Below are 21,936 nucleotides of genomic sequence, written 5' to 3' on the forward strand. Positions count from 1 at the left end.
CCAAGGAATGGAAATACAATTGATTTTCGATCATTTTCAACAATTTAGTAAGCAACAGATCGCTGACTTAGATCACCCTGCATCCTGGCTTAGGCGTTAGAATCGCCTCCGGTTGCGCGACCTTAAACCTGTCATAACCACCTTGGCCCCGCACAGAACCGCTCCACGCATCGTCCCCTGCGCCAGCGCCCGCTGGTGTTTCCACGGGCTACCTGCAGCAGTCGATGCTTTCGCCATGACGGCATTTCCCAATCGGAGTCATGCACTTTTGAGAACCTGGCACACCATCGTCGGCATTCTGCTGATCACCACCTGCACCCTGTTGCTGGAGATCCCCTCGGACACCTGGCTGAGCTCCGCCACCCTGAGCCTGATCCTCGGCAGTGCAGCCCTGGCCTACATGGCCGTGTCCTGCCTGCTGGCCGCCCGCTGGGGTTTTGTCGAGCGCCTGTTCGGCGGCCTCGATCGGGTCTATGAAGTGCATAAATGGCTGGGTATCTGGGCCCTGGTGTTTGCCAGCTATCACATGGTGTTCAAGGCCAACCTCGAGGTATGGAACAGCGTGCCGATCCTCGAATGGTCGAAGTACTGGACGCGCATGGTGCGCCAACTGAGTTACGTGGCCCTGGGCCTGATCGTGCTCCTGGCGCTGAACCGCAACATCCCGTACAGCCAGTGGCGCTGGTGGCACAAACTCTCCGGGCCGCTGTTCGTGATCGTCATCCTGCATTGGCTGAGCTTCAAGTCGCCCATTGCCCTGGACACGCCGTCGGGCATCTGGCTCACCGTGCTCTGTGCCCTGGGCGTGCTCGGCGCCCTGTACAAGCTGCTGCTCTACCCCTTGGTGGCCAAGGCCGGTGAATACCAGGTCAGCGCAGTCAAGGTGGAAAAGAGCTCCCTGCACCTGGAACTGACGCCCCTGGGCCAGGGCTTTGCCTTCAAGCCAGGGCAGTTCGCCTTTCTGTCGATGCAGGAAAAGGGCCTGCGCGAGCCCCATCCCTTCACCATCGCCAGCGCCCACAGCGAAGACGGGCGCATCGAGTTCGTGATCCGCGCCCTGGGCGACTACACGCAAAGACTGCGCAAGCAGGTGAAGGTCGGCATGCGCGCGGACCTCTATGCCCCCTATGGTCGCTTCAAGCGTCCGCTGGAAGGCGCCCGGGAGATCTGGATCGGTGGCGGGGTCGGCATCTCGCCGTTCATTTCCTGGCTGCAGGACGAGGCCGCCGGACAGTTCGACAAGGCCACCCTGGTGTACTGCTACAACCCGTCCCGGGCCTTTCCCAGCGTCGATACCCTGCAAGGCATGGCCCAGGCCCGAGGCGTGGACTTCGTCGCCAACAGCGGCGGTACCGAGTCGTTGGCGCAGACCCTGAGACGCACCGCCGCACAGACCGATCCCCAGCAGATCCAGATCAGCTTCTGCGGGCCCAAGGGCCTGTTGGGCCAGGTCCGCGAACTGATGAACGAGTGCAAGATTCCCGAAGGCAACCTGCACTACGAGTTCTTCGAGTTCCGCTGATCAGTCGACCTCGGCCCTGGGTGGCGTGGCTCATGCAGCGCCACCCGGACCACTGCCGCCGCCAGCAGGGTAATGATCATCAACACCTGCAACAGCTGGCTGAATGCCTCGGCATATGCCTGCTGCAGCGCTTGCGGTTGCAACGCCGGCAAGGATGCGACGCTGGCCGCCAAGTCACCTCCGGCCAGTTGCCGGGCCGCGAGCATCACTGACTCAGCTGGCCCTGCCACGGTGCCCAAGGCGTGCTGGACCAGACCCGCCAGCAGCGCCACCACCAAGGCCAGGGCAATGCCTTCGCCGGCGACCCGGGTGGTGCTGAAGATGCCGCTGGCCATGCCCGCCCGCTCCTTGGGCACCACGCTCACCGACAACCCGTCCATCAAGCCCCAGGGCAGGCCGCTGCCCAGACCGATCACCAGCAACGGCCAAACCCGCTCGATAGGCGCCTGACCCGGCCCCACCCGGCTGAGCCAGAACAACCCGCCAGCGGCCACCACCAAGCCCAGGCTCGACAGGTTGCCGGCACTGAACCAGCGGTTGAGCCAGCCCGCGGCGAACGGCACCACCAGCATCGGTGCAGACAAGGCGATCATCAGCATTCCGGCATCGATCGCGCTGTAGCCCTCGACGCCGATAAAGCGGATCGGCAGCAGGATCAGCAACACCACGTAGCAGTAACACGTGGCGATGGGCAGCACCTGCACCCCGACAAAGCGCGCGTAGCGAAACAGTGACAGGTCGAGCATCGGCCGCGCCGCCCGGCGCTCGACGACAATGAACAGCCACAGGGCCAGCAGCGCACCCAGCAGCAACAGCACGACCCAGGGACTGCTCCAGCCACTTTGCGGCGCCTGCAGGATGCCCCAGGTCAGCAGCACCAGGGCCAGGGTGAAGCTCAAGGTGCCGGGCCAATCCACACCCCGGGCTTCGGGGTCCGTGGACTCCACCATGCGCGGCACGCCAAAGCCCAGGGAAAGGCCGCCGATCAGTGCGCCGGAAAGGAAAATCCCGCGCCAGCCGGCATGCTCGACCAGGACCCCGGCGAGGATCGGCCCGAACGCCAGGCCGACGCCGAAGGTGGTGCCCAACAAGCTGAAGGCCCGGGTTCGTCCAGGCCCGTCGAAGGCTTGGGCCAGGGCCGCCGAACCTCCGGCCAGGGCAGCAGCGCCGGCCAGCCCCTGAACCCCGCGCAGCAGATTCAGCCACAGCAGCGACGGCACGAACACCAGGGCCAGGGAGGTCAGGCCGAACAGCGCCACGCCGAGGCTGAACAGGCGTTTGCGGCCGAACTCGTCGGCCAGGGTCCCGGCCGCCATCAACACACTGCCGAACGTCAGCATGAAGGCGTTGGTGGTCCAGCTCAGGGCCAGGGGACTGCCTCCCAGTTCGCGGCCAATGGCCGGGGTCGCCACCGCCACTCCGACAAAGGTCAGAGGCAGCATCAGCGCCGCCAGGCACACCGCCGCCAGCACGCCGTAGGCCAGCGGTTCGCGGGTCGGGGCCAGGGGCCCCTGGGTCAAGTCGAATTCAGGATTCATTCACACCTCTCAGCCCTGGCAGCCAGGGTTGCTTGAAGAAAAATCCATGGTAGGTATGCCGCAATAGGCAAAAAACAGGGCATTCTTCCGGTCTTTACGGACAAAAACGCTTTAGTCGAGGTGAGCGATGGACAACCTTAGCGGCTTGCAAGTGTTTGTCAGCGTGGTCCAGAGCGGCAGCCTGTTAGGGGCCGGCGAGCGCCTGGGGCTGTCCGCCTCGGCCGTTGGCAAGGCCCTGGCACGCCTTGAGCAACGGCTCGGCGTGCGCCTGCTGAACCGCAGTACCCGGCGCATCAGCCTGACCGATGAGGGTGCGCTGTTCTACGAGCGCGGCCAGCGCATCGTCGACGAGGTACAAGAGGCAGAAGCCGAATTGGCGCGGATCAGCGACACGCCACGTGGCCGCTTGCGGGTCAGCCTGCCGGCCATCGGCTACCGCATGCTGCTGCCGATTCTTCCGGAGTTCTCCGCGCGCTATCCGGACATCGAGCTGGACCTGGACTTCAACGACCGGCTGATCGACGTGATCGCCGAGGGCGTCGACGCGGTGATTCGCAGCGGCGAACTGGCGGACTCGCAACTCAAGTCCCGTAGCCTGGGGCCCTTTGGCTTCGTGCTGATCGGCGCCCCCGGTTATTTCGCCCAGCGAGGCACACCACACACCCCGAGGGACCTGGAACAGCACGCCTGCCTGCGCTACAAATTCCCCGGCGGTACCCAGCTGCAGCAATGGCGCCTGCAATTGCCGGACGCGGCGCCGCCCCTGGTGTTGGGGAGCGCCCTGACCAGCAACAACCTGGAATCGCTGATCCATGCCGCCAGCCAGGGCCTGGGCATTGCCTACGTGCCGGAATTCGTGGTGTGTAACGCCTTGGCCGAAGGCTCCCTGGTCTCGGTACTGGATGACTACCAGAGCGAACGCGGCAAGTTCTCCATTCTCTGGCCCAGCAGTCGCCACCTGCTGCCAAAACTGCGGGTCTTCGTCGATTTTCTCAGCCAGCGGCTGGTCCTCGGCAAGCCCTACAAGGAACCCCAGACATGATCGACAAGGTCCCACTCCTGCACACCGAGCGTTTGCTCCTGCGCCCCCTGGAACTGGCGGATGCCGAGGCCATACAACAGCTGTTCCCGCAGTGGCAGGTGGTACGCTACCTGAATGCGCTGGTGCCCTGGCCCTACCCGGCCGATGGCGCCCTGTGCTACTTGCGGGACCTGGCCTTGCCGGCCACGGCCCGGGGCGAGGAATGGCACTGGACGATCCGCTTGCGCAGCGCCCCGGAACAGATGATCGGCAGCATCAGCCTGATGCTGGCAACCGACGATAACCGCGGTTTCTGGCTGGCCCCGCAGTGGCAGGGCCAGGGCTACATGAGCGAGGCCTGCCAGGTGGTGGACGAGTATTGGTTCGAGGTGCTGGAACAACCGCTGATGCGGGTGCCCAAGGCCGCGCCGAACCAGGCCTCGCGGAAGATTTCGGAGCGTGGCGGGATGCGCCTGGTCCGCAGCGAAAGCGGCGAGTTCGTCGGCGGGCGCTTCCCCCTGGATATCTGGGAGATCACCCGCGAGGAATGGCGCCGCCGGCGTTGAGCTGCGGCGCCGCTCAGGTAAAACGCACGCCCGGACGAGGTTGCAGGTCCACGCTCAGTTCAAACACATCCGGGCGTGCATAGTGACCGACCACGTCATAGTCATAGCGAGCCCGCACCAGATCGTCGGTGTCGATCTCGGCACTGAGCAACCCGGCGTGGCCCACCAAGGGCCCGGCCAGCACCTCGCCCATGGGCCCGATGATCACGCTGCCACCGGCGATCAACGGCCGCTCTGCTGGCCAGTGGGCAATCTCCAGCCCCAGGTCCCGGGGTGAAGCCTGCACCTGGCAGGCGCTGACCACAAAACAACGGCCCTCATGGGCAATATGACGCATGCTCGCCTGCCACATCTCGCGCTCGTCCACCGTCGGCGCGCACCAGACCTCGATGCCCTGGGCGTACATCGCCGTGCGCAGCAGCGGCATCATGTTTTCCCAGCAGATCACCGCGCCGACCCGGCCGACCTGGGTGTCCTGCACCGACAAGGTCGAGCCGTCGCCCTGGCCCCAGATCAACCGCTCGGTGCCGGTGGGCATCAACTTGCGGTGCTTGCCCTGCAGCCCCGACTGCGGGTCGAAATACAGCGCCGTGCAGTACAGGGTACTGGCGCTGCGCTCGATCACCCCCACCACCAGGTTGGCCCCGGTGCGGGCCGAGAGACCGGCCAGGGCCTCGGTTTCCACACCAGGCACGTCGATGGCGTTGGCAAAGTAACGGGCAAAGGCCTCGCGGCCTTCCGGCAGCCGATAACCCAACTGAGTGCCGAAACCTTCACCCTTGGGATAGCCACCCAGCAGCGCTTCGGGCATCACCACCAGCTGCGCGCCAGCGTCGATGATGGCGCCCTCGTAGGACAGGATCTGCTCCAGGGTGGCGCCCTTGCCCTCAGGCAAGGAGCCGATTTGCAGGGCAGCGACGATGGACTTGGGCATGGCGTAACTCCTCGAACGATCAGGTATTGCACATTCTGCGGTGGCCGCTAATCATCGATAAACCCCAATACAGTGCTTAATGATATGAACCAGATGAATATCGCCAGCGTCGATCTCAACCTGCTCAAGGCCTTCGAAGCCCTGCATGACGAGTCCAGCGCCAGCCGTGCCGCCTTGCGTCTGGGCGTCACCCAATCAGCCATGAGTGCCGCGTTGCGCCGCCTGCGGGCTCTGTATGACGATCAGTTATTCGTGCGTACGGGGCGCGGCCTGGCGCCGACCCTGAAGGCCAATCAATTGAAGCCGGTGGTCAGCGACGCCCTGAACAAATGCCGCCAGAGCCTGGCCATGGTCGCCCCGGACAGCGCCGACTATCAGGGCCGCTCGGTGACGGTCGGACTGTCGGATGATTTCGAGATCGCCTACGGCCGGCGCCTGATCGAGGCGGTAGCCCGGCGGGCACCCAAACTGCGGCTGATCTTCCGCCAGACCCACAGCCAGATCGTCGCCGAGGCGTTGTTGCAACGCAGCGTCGACCTGGCCATCAGCGCCGGTGGGTTTGCCGAGCGCATGCTCAGCCGCCAGGTGCTGGGGGAAGGTGACTACCTGTGCCTGGCAGACCCGGCGAGCCTGGCCCCCGGACAGCAACAAATCAGCCTCGACGAGTTTGTCGAACGCGAACACCTGCTGGTGTCATCACAAGGGTTTATCGGAATCACCGATGAAGGGCTGGCGAACCTGGGGCTCAGTCGCCAGGTCTGCGCCTCGACCACGCACTTTGCCGCACTGCCCTTTCTGCTCAAGGGCAGCCAGGCGGTGGCGACCATTCCGGCCCATGCCGCTCGGCGCATCGCCGAGTTCACCGGCCTGCAACTGCTGCCCTGCCCGCTGGCGCTGCCGCGTTATCCGATTGAACTGGGCTGGCGCACCAGCCCGCAGATCGACCCACTGCTGGTGAAAGTGCGCGACGCGATTGTCGAGAGTTTTGCGCTTACTTGTTCGCCGCCATCAGCCGATTGACTTCACTGCGCACCATGTTGGAAAACTCCGGCGGCGACATGCCGTCGAGTTCCGCGCGGACCCACTCGGCCCACTTGCCCTTGCGCTTGCCGCGCTCGCCGAACAGTCGCGCGGCCTCGCCCTTGGCCTTGCCCAGGTTGCTCTGCCACAGGTCGAACAGGCGGGACTTCTCATCCTCGAGGGCGGCACGCTCGGCCAGTGGCTTGTCAGCCAGATTGAAACTCATGGGAAATTCCTGCTGCGTAAAATAGCCGACATCTTACACTGTAGGGGCTGACGGGTTTACCCCAGGGTGACGAGCAAGACGCAAAATAGCTGCAACTTTTGTCCTCGCGCCAGACTCCATTGCTGGTCACCCCATCACCTGTAACCGCTGCTGCAGGCTGCGCTCGACTCGCAAGGGAGGCGCTCTACAACGGCTCTGATTGCACACTGCAGCAAAGGCACACTTTCAAGGAAAAACTTCATGGCTCGTAAATCTGCCGCGCAAGCGGAAAACGATCAAATCAAGGACCAGGCATTCAGCGAGTTGCAGGCGCTGATTGAAGAATCGGAAAAACTGCTGAAGAACAGCGTAAACCTGATTGGCGAAGAAGGTGAAAGCCTGCGCCAGCAAGTAAGCCTCAAGCTCAAGCAGGCACTGGACTCAGTGAACAATGTGCGTGAACGCAGCAAGCCGGTGATGGATGCCACCGAACAATACATTGGTGGTCACCCGTGGCAGACCGTGGCCATCTCCGCCGGCTTCGGCCTGGTGGTGGGCCTGTTGTTGGGCCGTCGCTCGTAACCTGAGCAGCCCCTGCAAGGCCAGGCGCGCCAGCGGCCGCCTGGCCTTTTTTGTGCCTGGCATTTCACTCCTGCGCCAACGCCTGCAACTGCTGCAACTGCTCAAGGGCAATGGCGATCCCGCGCTGCTGCGAGCGCTCACGCTGCTGATGGCGGCGATCCCCCGGCAAGCGCTTGAGTCCCACGGCGTGCATCTGCCGCACCAACTCCTGGCTGCGTTCGGCAAAGCTCTGCCCGGCGGCCTTGCTCGGATCGATGACAATCAGCAACTGCCCGGTCCACGGCGTCTTGGCCCCAGGATGGTTGGACCAGTCGAACTCGAACGAGAAATTGCCTCCGGTCAGCGCGGCGGCGAGCAACTCGACCATCATCGAAAGCGCCGAACCTTTATGACCGCCAAACGGTAACAAGGCACCGCCCTCGAGGATCGCCTTGGGGTCCTGGGTCGGCTGCCCCAGGCTGTCGACGCCAATGCCCAGGGGCAGGCGTTCACCCTTTTGCGCGGCGATCTGCACATCGCCGTGGGCGATGGCGCTGGTGGCCAGGTCGAAGACAATCGGCTGGCCGTGGGCCTGGGGCGCGGCAAAGGCAATCGGGTTGGTGCCAAACAGTGGCCGATCGGCGCCGTGGGGCACCACGCAGGTCATGCTGTTGACCACGCTCAGGGCTACCAGCCCCTCTTCGGCAAAAGGCTCGACGTCTGGCCAGAGTGCGGCGAAGTGGTGCGAGTTGCGGATCGCCAGCACCGCGATACCGGCGTTGCGCGCCTTGCTGACCAGCAGTTTGCGGGCGGCGGCCAGGGCCGGCTGGGCGAAGCCATTGGCCGCGTCGACACGCACGAAAGCCGGGGCGACGTCCTCTATCACCGGCAGCGCCTGGCCGTTGACCCAGCCACTGGCGAGGGTCGAGACATAACCGGGGATGCGGAACACGCCATGACTGTGGGCGCCGTCGCGCTCGGCACTTGCGCAGTTCTCGGCCAGGCAGCGGGCCACTTCGGCGCTGCAACCATGGCGTTGGAAGATGGTTTCCAGCAACTGTACGAGTGCTGCCAGCGAGAGGTATTCGGTGGGAGTTTCGATAACCGGGGATGATGCAGACATCTGAAGCTCCAGTGTAATTATTGGAGGGGGCGACAGCGTGTGACTGGGGGATTAAACAACGGCGGGATCAGGGCGTGTCAACCATCTGCTGGGGCTTGCAGAAATGGGGCCAGATTTATGTTTTTGGCGGGGGATTTTATAGGGGCATATCTGGTGGCCTGGAAGGGTATTGCGCCGCATTCCCCCCTCCATTTGTAGACACTTTCGATACACAACGTGTTTTTAGCGGCCCACAGATGAAAATAAGTTCACTTTGATGCGCATTAGCCATGACGGCTGTTCTACAAGGCTTGCCGCGGAGGGTAGAATGTCGGAAATCAGGAAGAGTCAATGAGCGAACAGATCCTCTCAGAAGCCGAATACGACGCCATCACCCAAGCTGCGGCGCAATGGTGCATGCGCTTGCATGAACCCGACTGCAGCGATGCAGAACGTCTGGCCTTTCAGCAATGGCATGATGCCGACCCCCTGCACGCCTTCGAATACGAAGCGATGCGTGAAATATGGGAAGTGGCCGATCAACTGCCCCCTTCCACACTGACCGACACCCCCGTGATCAAGCCGGCCCCTCGGCGCTCCTGGCAACACTACGGAGTGGCTGCGGCGATCGCCCTATGCACCCTGCCCCTGGCGGCCTACAGCGGCTGGGAACTGGGCTGGCTACCGTCGTCCTATGAGCGCTTCGAAGCAGATGACAGCATGCGCAGCGTGACCCTGGCCGACGGCAGCCAGGTGGAGCTGAACTTGGGCAGCGCCCTGACCTACAGCAACTACAAGGACCAGCGCCGGGTCACCCTGAGGAAAGGCGAAGCCTTCTTCAAGGTCAGCCACGACCTCACGCACCCGTTCGTGGTCAAGGCCGCCAGCGGCCAGGTCAAGGTGACCGGCACCCGGTTCAACGTCTGGATGTACGAGGACCAGGTGCGGGTCACCCTGCTCCAGGGCTCGGTGCTGGTGAGCAGCAACAGCGCCCTGCCCGGTGCGGGCTTTCGCCTGGAGCCCGGCATGCAGGCTCGCTACAAGGCCGGCGACTTCGAGCCACAAATCAGCCAGACCTACAGCAACGACAGCTCGCTGGCCTGGCGTGACGGCAAGCTGGTACTGGACAACCTGCCCCTCAGCGAGGCCTTGCCGCTGATCAACCGCTACCTGGAGACACCGGTGCAGGTCGCCGACAGCAACACCGGCAAGATCCGCGTCGGCGGCATCTACGACACCCGGGAGATCAAGAGCCTGCTGACCTCGCTGCCCAAGGTCCTGCCGGTGTACCTGACCCGTAATCGCGACGGCAACCCGGTGATCAACTCACTGCCACAGTCCCCGCCAAAAAGCTGAAGGCCGCCCCATTGCGGGGGCGGCCTTCGGTTGTCTCAGCCTTCGTTCATCACTTCAGCGCCAAGGGCACCGGCGCCTTGCGCGGCTCGTGGATCAACTGTGACTGATACTGGCCGTCGGCGCGGATCTGCGCCTCGGTGAACGGCAGCATGCGCCACTGATTCCTGGCGAAGGCCTCGGTCTGATCGCGAAAATGCGCTGACGCCGGGTCGCTGGACAGGGAAAACGCCAGCAGCCCCTGTGCCTGCGGGCCTTGCTCATCAAAACTGACCACATTCAAGTAGCTGGTGCCGCTCACCACCTCGCGCTTGCCGTCAGCACCGGGCACGCTCTGGATAGCGTTGTACACCCCGAGGTTTTCAGGGCCTCCCGGCACCGGGGTCGGCTGACCACCCTGGCTCACCTGCTGGATATCGCCCCAGCGCACATCAGCGCCAAGACCAGCCGCCGCCACTTGTTGCGCCGAGGCCAGCATCGCCTCACGCAGGGCCTGGGCCACCGGCGCACGACCGATGGCCAAGCCACGTGGCGTGTGCTGCGGGTCCTTGGGATCAAAGGCTACTCGCCAAACATCCGGATTCTGCAACAGCGGCTGCATGATGCCCTGGAAATGCACGAAACCCAGGCCCGCTTGCAAGCCGGCGCTGCGGCCCCAGGACTTCAGGCTGGTGCACAGCGACTGCAGCCGCTGGGCATCCTGGCCCAGGTCCTGCTCACAGAACTGCAGCAGGTCCGGCATCACCTGGCCGGCCAGGTACACCTGTTGATCGCTGACCATGTGCTGCAAGTCGCTGACCTGCGCCTTGTGCATCCGGCTCAGGCGATCCAGGGCAAAACGCGCACGCATCTTCAGCGGCACATCCTGCTGGCTGATCACCGGTGAGAAACCTTGCAGCGGCGCCGCCGGGTTGACCATCCAGGCCGAGTCGTTGGAATGCTGCAGGTAGTCGTTGCGGGCCAGTTGCGGCAGTTGGCTGGCGGCAAAGATTCCTGGCTGGGCCGCCGCCGGGTCGAGATCCCAGGCGCAGGCGCTGCGGGAGCCATCAAGCACAATGACCTGAGTGCCCACGCGCGGATCGCTGCACAGCGCCAGCTTGGCCTGGGTGACATTGGGCACCACCGACTGGTTCATGTAGACAGTTCGCCCCTGGTCGTCCACTGCCAGGGTATTGACCCAGGGAATACCCTGCAGCTGGTGCACGCTGTCTTGCAGGCCGGCGACGCTGCCAGCCTGGTTCATGGCATACCACTGGGCCAGCACCCGGGTGTTGTCGAGGTTGGCATCACGCAGGCTGTAGGCATATTTGTGGTCCCAATCCAGTTTCCCCGGCCACTGCACGATGGGCCCGAAGACTGAGCTGTAGAGGGTTCGCGACTGGCTCTGCAATTGGCCATCAGGTCCCTTGCTCTGCAACGTCACGACCTGACGTTCCAGAGGCTGCGAGCGGCCGTCCAGCAGATAGCGGGTCGGGTCCTTGGGGTCCAGTTGCAAGCGGTACAGGGTGAAGTGCTTGGAGGTGTCCACGGTGTGGGTCCAGGCCAGGTGCTGGTTGAAACCGATATTGATCAGCGGCAGGCCGGGCAAGGCTGCCCCCATCACATCCAGCTGCCCTGGAATGGTCAGGTGCATCTGATAGAAACGCATGCCCCCCACCCAGGGAAAGTGTGGATTGGCCAACAGCATCCCGCGACCGTTGAACGAACGCTCGCTGCCGATGGCCACGGCGTTGCTGCCACGGTCCAGCGCGAAGCGCTGCGACCGGTTGGCCGCCAACTGCCAGTCCTTGCCGGTCAACGCCGCCTGTACCGTGGAGCTCGGCGGCGTGGCCCCGGCCAAGGCTTCAGCGAACTGCCCGGCACCGCCTTCCACCAGCAATCTGCGGGTCAGTTTCACCAGGTCCGAGGTCGCCAGCGGCCGCACCCAGTCACCCTGGCATTGTTCGGGCAAGCCCTGGCTCTGGCGTTCCGCCAATTGACGGTTGTAACCCTCGACATAACCCTGCATGCGCTCGCGCACCGCCGGGGTCTGTGCCTGCCAGAACGCGGTCACCGCCTCTGAGGTGTTCAGCCAGCTGAAGAACAGGTCGCTACTGAGGTTGTCCCGCTCTTCCAGGGTTTGCCCTTCGGCACCGAAGTACTTCGAACGCTGGGCATTCACCGTCAGCACTTCGTTGGCCATCAAGCACAGGTTGTCCTGCGCATAGGCGTAACCAATGCCATACCCCAGGCCGCGCTCGTCGGCGGCGCGGATATGCGGCACACCAAAGCTGGTGCGACGAATCTCGGCACGAATTTCCTCTGGCTGCGCCAGCGCATGAGCGCCACAGCTGAGGCTGAGAAACAGGGTTGCAAGGCAAAAATGCGGTAACTGCCTGGAAATGATCACGCCGACTCCTGATGCAGAAATACAGAACCAGGACTGGTGTGCAGGAGCGGTGGGCAATGCCGCCAGTCTGGAAATCCAGCCGCGCACGGATCAACCGGCGCCTGCCTGCCCATAAAGACGAAGTCGATGGAAAAAATTTAAGCCGTGGTCCCCCAAGTCACCGTCATGACATGTCAGCGACTTGATACTGACAAATTTTCTACATCTGCAGCCTCATGATTTGCCGTGCTCGTTCGTCTAATGACTAGAGCATCCATCATTCTTTTCCTGATCAGGCTCTGATAAGGAGTTTTTGCATGTACAACCCGCAACTGCCAATGGACGGCATCACCGTGAACAACACGCCTTCCCTGAATGCCGGCGCCGGTGTCTTCGGCAAGAACGCCGAGCGCAACAGTAACGAACGGATCAAGCACCTGCTGAAAAGCTTCGGCCTGCGCACCAGCCTGATACGCCTGAAAGTCATCGATGCCCTGCTCGTCGCCAACCAGAGCGAGCGCTCCCTGGGAGTGCGCGGCATCCACAGCCAACTGCTGGAATTGGACATTCCACTGTCGTTTCTGAGTGTCCGGGAAGTCTTGAAGCGGCTGTGCAGCGAGGGCGTGATCACCCTCAATGCGGACAAGAGCTACAGCCTGCACCAGCAGGCCGCAGCGGTGCTAGATGGCCATGCCTGAGGCGGCCCGCCCCTGGCTCAAGGCTTGACCTTGCGGCGCATCACGCCATTGATCACTACCACGACCACCGCCACACCAATGGCGATGTACTGGAACATCTTTTCGCTGATGACACCGTTGTTTTGCAGGTAGGAAAGGCCAAGCATGATTCCCAGTACCACCAGGGAAATCAGAATCGAGTATTTCAAGCGTTGTGACTGAGTCATTGCGGGGATCCTGAAGCTGAAATTGTATCTGCTGTGTATCAAGGGCGATGCCAAGCACATACCCGGATTCGGGGATGGGCGACACAAATCGGGGTCACATGGTACAGGCGCCAAGGAGTTTTTTCTTGCCTGTCGCCCTGTCGTGTTCCCCGAGCCCTTGAGGATTGATCAATGTTCCGTCGAATCACACTGCTGATTCCCCTGCTGGCCATGCTGACCCTGTCGGGCTGCATCATCATGCCCCATGATGGCTGGCATCACCGCTACTACGATGGCGGCCCGGGCTACTACCACCGCTGAGTCATCGGCCAGCGCCTGAACCCTCTTTCCCGTCCAACCCACGCCCGCATCTTGCGGGCGTTTTGCTATGGGCCAGGCAGGCACTCAGGCCCGGGAAATGTGCGCGCCAGAACGGGCGAACAACTCCACCAGCCAGTCAACCAACACCCGCACCCGGGTGGACAGATGGCGTTGCGGCGGATAGAGCGCAGTCAAGGGCATCGCCGGTGGCGCAAAGCCCGCCAGCACTTCCTGCAAGGTAGCGTTGCGCAACTGCCGGGCGACGTTGTAATACGGCGTCTGCACCAAGCCGTAGCCAGCCTCGGCGGCCGCCAGGTAAGCATCGGCGCTGTTGACCGCCACCTGCTTGGGCAACTCGACCTGGCGCAGTTGCTCGCCGAAGAAAAACTCCAGGCCATAACGCTTGCCGCTGACGCTGGAAAAGTACTCCACCACCTGATGCCCCTCCAGGTCCTCCGGGGACTGCGGAATACCCCGCTGACGCAGGTACTCGGGACTGGCACACGTCACCTGCTGCAACTGTGCCAGCGGCCGCGCGACCAAGCTGTCATCCAGGGCCAGACCACCGCGCAACACGCAATCGACGCCTTCACGGATCAAGTCCACAGGACGATCATTGAGGCCGATCTCCAGCTCGATCAGCGGATAGCGCGCAGAAAACTCCGGCAACGCTGGCATCACGATCAACCGGCCGATCCCCACCGGCATGTCGATGCGCAAGAGGCCCCGCGGGTTGTGCCGGGCCGCCGAGAACGCTGCTTCGGTCTCCTCCAGGTCTGCCAGCAAGCGCACACAGCGCTGGTAATAGGCGCTGCCATCCAGGGTCGGGCTGACCTGGCGGGTGGTGCGGTGCAGCAACTGCACCCCGAGGTGGGCTTCCAGCTGCTTGATCAGAATGGTCACCGAGGCCCGGGGCAACTGCAGGCTGTCGGCCGCTCGGGCAAAACCGCCAAGCTCGACGATCCGGGTAAAAACACGCATGGCGTTGAAACGGTCCATGGATCAAAGGCTCGTAATTGTTTAGAAAATCATAATAGTGATAGCTCTTTTAGCCGGTTTATCGGCTTTTTGTCGAGTAGCACAATGAATGCTCTTCCTCCCTGATTGGAGTCTTCATCGATGCACACTCGACAACTGGGCCATAACGGCCCACAGGTTTCCGCCATTGGCCTGGGCTGCATGGGCATGAGCGATTTCTACACCACCGGCAGCGACTCCAGGGAAGCCATCGCCACCCTGCACCGCGCCCTGGAGCTGGGGGTCAATCTACTGGACAGCGCCGACATGTACGGCCCCCACAGCAACGAAGAACTGATCGGCCAGGCCATTCGCGGTAAACGCCAGCAGGTGTTCCTGGCCAGCAAGTTCGGGATCGTCCGCGATCCGGGCGACGCGGCGGCCCGCGGCGTCAACGGCCGTCCGGAATACGTGCGCGCCTCCATCGACGGCAGCCTGCGCCGGCTGGGAGTGGAGACCCTGGACCTGTATTACCTGCACCGGGTCGATCCGCACGTGGCCATCGAAGAAACCGTCGGCGCCATGGCGGAACTGGTCAAGGCCGGCAAGGTGCGTTACCTGGGCCTTAGTGAAGCCTCGGCGGCAACTCTGGAGCGGGCGCACCAGGTCCACCCCATCAGCGCCCTGCAGAGTGAGTATTCGCTGTGGAGCCGGGATCAGGAAGACAACGGCTGCCTCGCCGCCTGTCAGCGTCTGGGGGTTGCCTTCGTACCTTACAGCCCGCTAGGCAGAGGGTTTCTGACCGGAGCACTGAAAAGCCCGGACGACTTCGCGGCTGACGACTACCGGCGTTTCAGCCCGCGCTTCCAGGGTGAGAACTTCCAGCGCAATTTGCGGCTGGTGGCGCAGGTGCAGCAATTGGCCGCGGACAAGCAAGTCAGCGCCGGGCAATTGGCCCTGGCCTGGGTGCTGGCCCAGGGCGATTACCTGATTCCAATTCCCGGAACCAAGCAACGGCGCTATCTGGAGGAGAACGTGGCGGCGCTGGAGATTCGCTTGAGCGCCGGAGAGCTGGCGTCACTGGAGCAGATTTTCAGCCCACAGAACACCGCCGGAGGCCGCTACCCGGAGGAGGTGATGGCGTTGCTGGATCGTTAAGGCGTGGGGGGAGCTGGCGCGCTCGGCAATCGAGCGCGCCGTTGCCGAATCAGGCTTTGGTGGAGACGTTCTTGTCGGTCACCGTGGTGCCGTTGCCCTTGCCGTAGTTCTGCAGGCCCTGAAGCACATAGATGGCCTTCTTGTACTCGGGGAGCAGGTAGTTGGCGTACTTGTTGCCCTTGAGGTTCTGCTGCTGAAGGTCATCGATCTTCATGGCGAAGTATTCGAGGGCATTGAACGGCTGTTCCGGGTTCTTCGGGATACCGAAGCGGTCAAACTGATCGCCGGCATTGATCAACGTCAGAGCCGTGACGTCGGTGATCATGCCATTGTTCTTGAGAAAGGTGCTCATGCCACCCAGGGATTTGGTGGTGACCTGGGTCGGATCAAACCCCTTGATCTGCTTGTGCATCTTCAGCTGGTCCATCTTGCGGATGTCGAGCACGGTCGGGTTCTGCCCCACCTGGCCCAGCACCTGCCGTACCTTCGCGCTCTGCGAGATCGGCTTGGACGAACTGCCACCGTTCTCTTGTACCAACAGACCCGCCTTGCTGGTCCAGCCGCCGACGTATCCGATTGCCATGCTGAAACTCCTGTAGTCCGGCCTTTCGATCCCCCTGACAGATTGGCCGAACGACGACCTTGAAAGGTCTGACCAGGCATCTGAATCAGGGTGAAAGCCGTGTAGAAACATCTGAATGGGCGCAAGTATCAACGCCGAAGCAGGCCCCAACAACGATTTATTTCCGCAATTTACAATTTTTGTACAATCTCGACACATTCTCGGCAAAGGCTTGATTTAAAGGGCGGCGGGTCTTTTCAGCGACATCCAATCGTCATCTTTTCAGTCTCGGACAACGCCGAAAATCGCAGCGCCCGAGCCATGCGTCGAATTCTCCGGCGCAACCCAGCCTCAGGTTTTTAAGCCCACGGGCAGTTTTTTGGACGATCGTACTAAAGAGCTAAAAAAAACCGCCGACATCCTGTCGATGCCCTGCAAAGGCTCACCCTCCGCGAATAATAAAAACGCTCGGTAAGGACAGGTCCCATGCCCGCTTTGCGCACGATTCAAGCCCGCTACACGCTGTTCCTGGTGCTGTTCATTGCGCTGATGCTGGTGCTCACGGTGGTTGGCATCAGTCAGTTGGTGGCGCCCAAGCTGCGCCATACCGAAGAACAGGTGGCCCTCAACCGCATCGCCGAAGTGGCGCAACGCATCCAGGGCGAGTTGAACAAGGTCCAGGCCCAGCAGCGCAGCATCACCCAGACCATCCCACTGCTCGACAGCGACAGCATCGACAAGGTCCTGCCGGGCCTGGTGGACCAGTACGGCGAACAGAAAGTCTTCGGCGGCGGGATCTGGCCCCTGCCCGGCCAGCGCACCCCGGGACGCAACAAGCACAGCACCTTCTGGCACCGCGACGCCTCCGGCAAGCTGGTGGTCAATACCTTCTGGAACAGCGATCCGGCGCCCAACTACTACGAGCAGCCCTGGTACCTGGGCGGCATGCAGACTGCCTCCGGCCAGTGCGCCTGGGCCGCGGCCTACAAGGACGACGCCAGTGCCGAACCGCGCACCAACTGCGCCATGGCCATCCGCCGCGACGGCCAGCCCTGGGGCGTGTCCACGATTGACGTGACCTTGGGTTTCTTCAACGATCTGGTGACCCGTCAGGAACAGGCTCTGAGCGCCGAGATACTGATCGTCGAGGCCGACGGCAAGATCATCAGCAACAGTTCGCGGATCAACGGCCAGATCGTCCTCAAGAACATTCGCGAACTGAGCACAGGCTCGCCCTTCGCCGCCCAGGTCCAGGCGGCCCTTGCGCACCCTGGAAATGGCGCCCAGCGCATCGAGTTCGATAACGCCGGCGTGCCCAGCACCTTTTTCATCCGCGCCATCGAGGGGACGCCCTGGTTCCTCGCCAGCGCCCTGCCGACCCAGTTGATCACCGCCCAGCGCGACGATGTGCTGAGCACCCTGAGCCTGTTGCAGATCCCCATGGTGATCCTGCTGGTGCTGCTGCAGGTCTATGCGATTCGCCAACTGGTGCAGCGAATGACGATCCTCAAGGGCAACATCGACGCCCTGGCCACCGGTGATGCCGACTTGACCCGGCGCATCGTGATCCGTGCCGAAGATGAGTTGGGGGCCATCGGCCACTCGATCAACCGTTTTATCCAGTACCTGCAGAACATGATCGGCGAAGTTACCCAAGCCAACGCAGCCATGGCCGGCAGCCTGCTCCAGTTGCAGCAGAGCTCGGCCCACAGCCAACAGATCCTCCTGCGCCATGCCTCGGAAACCGAGCAGGCAGTGACCGCCATCACCGAAATGAGCAGCACCGCCGACAGCGTCGCCGCCAATGCCGCGCAGACCGCAGACTTCACACGGCGCGCCAACCAGCATGCCGAACGCTCGCGGGTGGTGGTGGGTGAAGCCTCCAGCAGCGTCGTCGCCCTGATCGACGAGGTGGCCGACGCCACCCACAAGGTTGAAGCCATGCAGGCCGACACCCAGCGCATTACCGAGATCCTCGGGGTGATCGGCGCCATCGCCGGGCAGACCAACCTGCTGGCCCTGAACGCCGCCATCGAAGCGGCCCGGGCCGGGGAACAGGGACGCGGCTTTGCCGTGGTCGCCGATGAAGTCCGCGCCTTGGCCGCGCGAACCCAGGACAGCACCTCGCAGATCAATGAAATGCTCGGCCGCCTGACCCAGGGCGTGGGTTCTTCGGTCAGCGCCATGGAAAACACCCAGGCCAGCTGCCAGTCTGCGGCGGACGCTACCGCTCGGGTCAACAGCGGCCTGGACGAGATGGCCGACTCGGTCAGCCAGATCAACAACCTCAGCACCCAGATCGCCACCGCCGCCGAGCAGCAGAGTGCGGTCACCGAGGAAATCAACCGCAGCATGGTAAGCATCCGACACATGGTCGAGGAACTGGTGGACAGCGCCCGGGTCGGAGAAAGCAATACCCAGAGCCTGTTGCAGGCCAATGCTCAAGTCAGCCACCTGATGGGCCGTTTCAAAGTCCGCTGAACGGTCATCCCCCGCCGCTGGCGACCCCAGGCGGCGGGACTATATTGGAGGCTCCGGTCACAAGGAGGTGAGGTGCATCATGGGTCAGCGCCAGTCACATCTGCTGCAAGAGCAGATCCGCCATGAGCTGTACATCCAGGCCAGCATCGACACCGTCTATTACTACGTGACCCAGCCGGACCGTTGGCGCGAGTGGCATCCCTCCTCCCTGAGTACCCAGACCGCCCTCGGCGGTTCCATGCCCGCCGGCCAGCGCTTCAGCGAAGTGATGGACCTGCTGGGGGTCCAGATCCCAATGAACTACCGGGTGCTGATCGCGATTTTCCCCAAGGAATTCAAGAGTGTCTTCAGCTCGACCGCCCTGGATGGCTCGATTCACTACCAATTGAGCAAACAGGGCAACGGCACCTTGTTCCGGCGCACCCTGGAATATTCCACCGACCTGCAACTGGGCGGCCTGCGGGCGCGCATGGAGCAGGTCTCGACCCAGGCCATGGGCAATCTCAAGCAGCGGCTGGAGCAACTGGCCGACTGACAAATCTGTAATGCCCACCTCAGTTTCCTGACAGCCAGCGCTGATTAGAGTCCTCTCGAATCTGCTGACCGACTGGAAGCCTTCGATGCCGCCCACCTCTTCAAGACACAGCCCCTCTCGACGCACCTTCGTCAAGGCCATCGCCGCCGGCGGCGTACTCGCCGGCTTCGGCCTGTGGCGCAACCCGGTCTGGGCCATCAGCAGTCCGGGCCAGCCCCAGGTCGCGGCCGGCACCGACTTCGACCTGTCCATCGCGCAGATGCCGGTGAACTTCAGCGGCCACCCGCGCCAGGCCATGACCGTCAACGGCAGCCTGCCCGGACCGCTGCTGCGCTGGCGCGAGGGCGACCGGGTGACCCTGCGGGTGCGCAATCGCCTGGATCAGCCGACCTCGATCCACTGGCACGGGATTATTCTGCCGGCCAACATGGACGGCGTGCCCGGCCTGAGCTTCGACGGCATCGAACCCGGCGGCCTGTACCGTTATTCGTTCCCAGTCCGGCAGCACGGCACCTACTGGTACCACAGCCATTCCGGGCTGCAGGAGCAACTGGGGGTCTACGGGGCGCTGGTGATCGATGCCCGGGAACCGGAACCCTTCAGCTACGACCGCGACTACGTGGTGCTGCTGTCGGACTGGAGCGATGAAGCTCCAGGACAGATCCTGCGCACCCTGAAGAAGCAGTCCGACTACTACAACCGGCACAAGCGCACCCTGGGCGACTTCATCGAAGACGTCAGCCGCGACGGCTGGGCCGCCACCCTGGCCGAACGCAAGATGTGGGCGCAGATGAACATGACCCCCACCGACCTGGCCGACGTCAGCGGCGCCACCTACACCTACCTGCTTAACGGCCAGGCACCGGACGCCCACTGGAGCGGGCTGTTCCGTCCCGGCGAGCGCCTGCGCCTGCGGCTGATCAACGCCTCGGCAATGACCTACTTCGACCTGCGCATTCCGGGGTTGCAGATGACTGTGGTGGCGGCTGACGGGCAGCATGTCGAACCGGTGCTGGTGGATGAACTGCGAATCGCCGTGGCGGAAACCTTCGACGTACTGGTGGAACCCGGGGCCGGGGCCCATAGCCTGTTCGCCCAGGCCATGGACCGCAGCGGTTATGCCCTGGGCACCCTGACCAGCCAGGCCGGCCTCAAGGCACCCGTGCCAGCGCTGGACCCACGGCCGTTACTGACCATGGACGACATGGGCATGAGCGCGATGCCAGGTTCGCCACCAGGGGCCATGGATCACTCGGCGATGCCCGGCATGGACTCGGCCGCGATGGCCATGCCGGGCATGGACCACAGCGCCATGAGCAGCCAGGTCCCGCACCCGGCGTCGGAAACCGCCAACCCACTGGTGGACATGCAGGCCATGAACCCCCAGCCCCGGCTCGACGATCCCGGCATCGGCCTGCGCGACAACGGCCGCCGGGTACTGACCTACGCCGACCTGAAAAGCACTTTCGTCGACCCGGACGGCCGCGAGCCGAGCCGCACCCTGCGCCTGCACCTGACCGGGCACATGGAGAAGTTCGCCTGGTCCTTCGACGGCATTGCCTTCGCCGATGCCGAGCCGCTGCGCCTGAAATACGGCGAGCGGGTGCGGGTTGAACTGGTGAACGACAGCATGATGACCCACCCCATTCACCTGCACGGCATGTGGAGCGACCTGGAGGACGAGCACGGCCGCTTCCAGGTGCGCAAACACACCATCGACATGCCGCCGGGCACCCGCCGCAGCTACCGGGTCACGGCCGATGCCCTGGGCCGCTGGGCCTACCACTGTCACCTGCTGTACCACATGGAGACCGGGATGTTTCGGGAAGTCCGGGTCGAAGAACAGGAGGTGCCCCATGTCGGCTGATACTCGCGTACTGCGGCCGCTGGCGGGCGGCCTGATCGGCCTCGGCCTGGGCGTGGCCCTGCTGACCTGGCCGGCACTGCCGGTGCATGGCCAGTCCATGCCGGGCATGGATCACCGCGCCATGCCTGAGCAGCAGCCCACGCCACCAGGCATGCCGGACCACGACATGGCGGGCATGGACCACTCGCAGATGCCGGGCATGCAGGCCGCCCCCCCTCTGCACAGTCGCACGCCGATTGCGCCGCTGACCGACGCCGATCGCGCAGCGGTCTATCAAAGTGCCGCCGGCCACGTCCTGCATGGCCAATCGCTGAACGGGTTGTTCCTGGTGGACCAGTTGGAATGGCAGGACACCGATCAGGGCTCCAGCCTGGGCTGGGAGGTCAACGGCTGGATCGGCGGCGATCGCGACCGGCTCTGGCTGCGCAGCGAAGGCGAGCGCACCCGCGGCGTCACCGAGAGCGCCGAATTGCAAGCCCTCTGGGGGCACGCCGTCAGCCCCTGGTGGGACCTGGTCAGCGGTGTGCGCCAGGATTTCAAACCCGGCGCCCCTCAGACCTGGGCCGCCCTGGGCCTGCAGGGGATGGCCCTGTACAACTTTGAAAGCCAGGTCACCGCCTACCTGGGTGAAGGCGGCCAGGCGGCCCTGCGGCTCAAGGGCGACTACGACGTGCTGCTGACCCAGCGCCTGATTCTGCAGCCCAGCGCCGAGGTCAACATCTATAGCCGTAACGATCCGCAGCGAGAAGTGGGGGCCGGGCTGGCCCAGAGCGAACTCGGCCTGCGGCTGCGCTACGAAATCCGCCGTGAATTTGCGCCCTATATTGGTGTGACCTGGAACCGCAACTACGGCGAGACCGCCGAATACGCCCGTGAAGAAGGCTCCGGCAAAAGTCGAGCACAGCTGGTGCTTGGCGTACGCATGTGGTTCTGAACCCGTCATCTGCCACCAGCGCTTACCCATTCCCTCAACCCATTCACG

21 protein-coding genes are annotated in these 21,936 nt (G+C 63.4%); 13 read left to right on the forward strand and 8 right to left on the reverse strand.

Annotation, left to right across the window (positions count from 1 at the left end; genetic code table 11):
* Nucleotides 1–268 precede the first annotated feature (268 nt).
* Complete coding sequence (locus GV819_RS07250; RefSeq protein WP_161754961.1) at nt 269–1,522, forward strand: ferredoxin reductase family protein; 1,254 nt, start codon at nt 269–271, stop codon at nt 1,520–1,522.
* Here GV819_RS07250 and GV819_RS07255 read toward each other — a convergent pair.
* On the reverse strand, nt 1,498–3,060 hold the full coding sequence (locus GV819_RS07255; protein WP_161754963.1) for an MFS transporter: 1,563 nt from the start codon (nt 3,058–3,060) through the stop codon (nt 1,498–1,500). The two genes, GV819_RS07250 and GV819_RS07255, sit on opposite strands and share 25 nt — an antisense overlap.
* Before the next feature lie 127 nt (nt 3,061–3,187).
* Here GV819_RS07255 and GV819_RS07260 point away from each other — a divergent pair, with 127 nt between their 5' ends.
* Together GV819_RS07260 and GV819_RS07265 are read left to right on the forward strand one after the other, a co-directional pair.
* Nucleotides 3,188–4,102 carry a LysR substrate-binding domain-containing protein gene (locus GV819_RS07260; protein ID WP_161754965.1) on the forward strand — a complete coding sequence of 305 codons (915 nt, stop codon included), beginning with the start codon at nt 3,188–3,190 and terminating at the stop codon, nt 4,100–4,102.
* Nucleotides 4,099–4,647, forward strand: coding sequence for a GNAT family N-acetyltransferase (locus GV819_RS07265; RefSeq protein ID WP_161754967.1), 549 nt, complete (start codon nt 4,099–4,101; stop codon nt 4,645–4,647). Before GV819_RS07260 ends, GV819_RS07265 begins: the two co-directional genes overlap by 4 nt.
* A 13-nt stretch (nt 4,648–4,660) precedes the next feature.
* On the opposite strand, the gene GV819_RS07270 is transcribed toward GV819_RS07265, so the two are convergent.
* Entirely contained in the window at nt 4,661–5,581 is a 921-nt protein-coding gene (locus GV819_RS07270) for a carbon-nitrogen hydrolase family protein (protein ID WP_161754969.1), read from the reverse strand.
* An 84-nt stretch (nt 5,582–5,665) separates the two neighbouring features.
* On the opposite strand from GV819_RS07270, the gene GV819_RS07275 reads away from it, so the two are divergent.
* Nucleotides 5,666–6,601 (forward strand): LysR family transcriptional regulator, encoded by a 936-nt coding sequence (locus GV819_RS07275; protein ID WP_161754972.1) that lies wholly within the window; start codon nt 5,666–5,668, stop codon nt 6,599–6,601.
* Here GV819_RS07275 and GV819_RS07280 read toward each other — a convergent pair.
* On the reverse strand, nt 6,573–6,827 hold the full coding sequence (locus tag GV819_RS07280) for a hypothetical protein (RefSeq protein WP_161754974.1): 255 nt from the start codon (nt 6,825–6,827) through the stop codon (nt 6,573–6,575). The two genes, GV819_RS07275 and GV819_RS07280, sit on opposite strands and share 29 nt — an antisense overlap.
* A gap of 240 nt (nt 6,828–7,067) precedes the next feature.
* Between GV819_RS07280 and GV819_RS07285 the strand changes: the two genes are divergently transcribed.
* Nucleotides 7,068–7,388, forward strand: coding sequence for a DUF883 family protein (locus GV819_RS07285; protein ID WP_161754976.1), 321 nt, complete (start codon nt 7,068–7,070; stop codon nt 7,386–7,388).
* Nucleotides 7,389–7,452: 64 nt separating this feature from the next.
* Here the strand turns inward: GV819_RS07285 and GV819_RS07290 are convergent, their stop codons facing one another.
* Complete coding sequence (locus GV819_RS07290; protein ID WP_161754978.1) at nt 7,453–8,490, reverse strand: Ldh family oxidoreductase; 1,038 nt, start codon at nt 8,488–8,490, stop codon at nt 7,453–7,455.
* 330 nt (nt 8,491–8,820) lie between these two features.
* Between GV819_RS07290 and GV819_RS07295 the strand changes: the two genes are divergently transcribed.
* Nucleotides 8,821–9,825 (forward strand): FecR family protein, encoded by a 1,005-nt coding sequence (locus tag GV819_RS07295; protein ID WP_161754980.1) that lies wholly within the window; start codon nt 8,821–8,823, stop codon nt 9,823–9,825.
* Between the two features lie 49 nt (nt 9,826–9,874).
* Here the strand turns inward: GV819_RS07295 and pvdQ are convergent, their stop codons facing one another.
* Nucleotides 9,875–12,211 (reverse strand): bifunctional acylase PvdQ, encoded by a 2,337-nt coding sequence (gene pvdQ, locus GV819_RS07300; RefSeq protein WP_161754983.1) that lies wholly within the window; start codon nt 12,209–12,211, stop codon nt 9,875–9,877.
* A gap of 296 nt (nt 12,212–12,507) precedes the next feature.
* Here pvdQ and GV819_RS07305 point away from each other — a divergent pair, with 296 nt between their 5' ends.
* Nucleotides 12,508–12,888, forward strand: coding sequence for a fe2+ zn2+ uptake regulation protein (locus GV819_RS07305; RefSeq protein WP_161754985.1), 381 nt, complete (start codon nt 12,508–12,510; stop codon nt 12,886–12,888).
* 17 nt (nt 12,889–12,905) lie between these two features.
* Here the strand turns inward: GV819_RS07305 and GV819_RS07310 are convergent, their stop codons facing one another.
* Complete coding sequence (locus tag GV819_RS07310) at nt 12,906–13,094, reverse strand: hypothetical protein (RefSeq protein ID WP_161754987.1); 189 nt, start codon at nt 13,092–13,094, stop codon at nt 12,906–12,908.
* A 171-nt stretch (nt 13,095–13,265) separates the two neighbouring features.
* On the opposite strand from GV819_RS07310, the gene GV819_RS33130 reads away from it, so the two are divergent.
* Nucleotides 13,266–13,394 carry a hypothetical protein gene (locus tag GV819_RS33130; RefSeq protein ID WP_256667397.1) on the forward strand — a complete coding sequence of 43 codons (129 nt, stop codon included), beginning with the start codon at nt 13,266–13,268 and terminating at the stop codon, nt 13,392–13,394.
* Between the two features lie 84 nt (nt 13,395–13,478).
* Here GV819_RS33130 and GV819_RS07315 read toward each other — a convergent pair whose 3' ends face one another.
* A complete protein-coding gene (locus tag GV819_RS07315; RefSeq protein ID WP_161754988.1) occupies nt 13,479–14,393 on the reverse strand; it encodes a LysR family transcriptional regulator in 915 nt (304 codons plus the stop codon).
* A 120-nt stretch (nt 14,394–14,513) separates the two neighbouring features.
* Here GV819_RS07315 and GV819_RS07320 point away from each other — a divergent pair, with 120 nt between their 5' ends.
* Nucleotides 14,514–15,509 carry an aldo/keto reductase gene (locus tag GV819_RS07320; protein WP_161754990.1) on the forward strand — a complete coding sequence of 332 codons (996 nt, stop codon included), beginning with the start codon at nt 14,514–14,516 and terminating at the stop codon, nt 15,507–15,509.
* 49 nt (nt 15,510–15,558) lie between these two features.
* On the opposite strand, the gene GV819_RS07325 is transcribed toward GV819_RS07320, so the two are convergent.
* A complete protein-coding gene (locus GV819_RS07325; RefSeq protein ID WP_161754992.1) occupies nt 15,559–16,092 on the reverse strand; it encodes a hypothetical protein in 534 nt (177 codons plus the stop codon).
* A gap of 465 nt (nt 16,093–16,557) precedes the next feature.
* Between GV819_RS07325 and GV819_RS07330 the strand changes: the two genes are divergently transcribed.
* The 4 genes from GV819_RS07330 to GV819_RS07345 all read left to right on the forward strand — a co-directional run bounded on the left by GV819_RS07330 (nt 16,558) and on the right by GV819_RS07345 (nt 21,888).
* Complete coding sequence (locus GV819_RS07330) at nt 16,558–18,552, forward strand: methyl-accepting chemotaxis protein (RefSeq protein WP_161754994.1); 1,995 nt, start codon at nt 16,558–16,560, stop codon at nt 18,550–18,552.
* Between the two features lie 79 nt (nt 18,553–18,631).
* Nucleotides 18,632–19,087: an SRPBCC family protein gene (locus tag GV819_RS07335; protein WP_161754996.1), complete on the forward strand. Its 456-nt coding sequence runs from the start codon at nt 18,632–18,634 to the stop codon at nt 19,085–19,087.
* Nucleotides 19,088–19,172: 85 nt separating this feature from the next.
* On the forward strand, nt 19,173–20,954 hold the full coding sequence (locus tag GV819_RS07340) for a copper resistance system multicopper oxidase (RefSeq protein ID WP_161754998.1): 1,782 nt from the start codon (nt 19,173–19,175) through the stop codon (nt 20,952–20,954).
* The gene (locus tag GV819_RS07345; protein WP_434738422.1) at nt 20,944–21,888 is read left to right on the forward strand and encodes a copper resistance protein B; all 945 of its coding nucleotides are present in this window, start codon (nt 20,944–20,946) and stop codon (nt 21,886–21,888) included. The genes GV819_RS07340 and GV819_RS07345 overlap by 11 nt, the downstream gene beginning before the upstream one ends.
* Nucleotides 21,889–21,936: the final 48 nt, after the last annotated feature.

The organism is Pseudomonas sp. Fl5BN2 (assembly GCF_009908205.1).
GTDB lineage: Bacteria > Pseudomonadota > Gammaproteobacteria > Pseudomonadales > Pseudomonadaceae > Aquipseudomonas.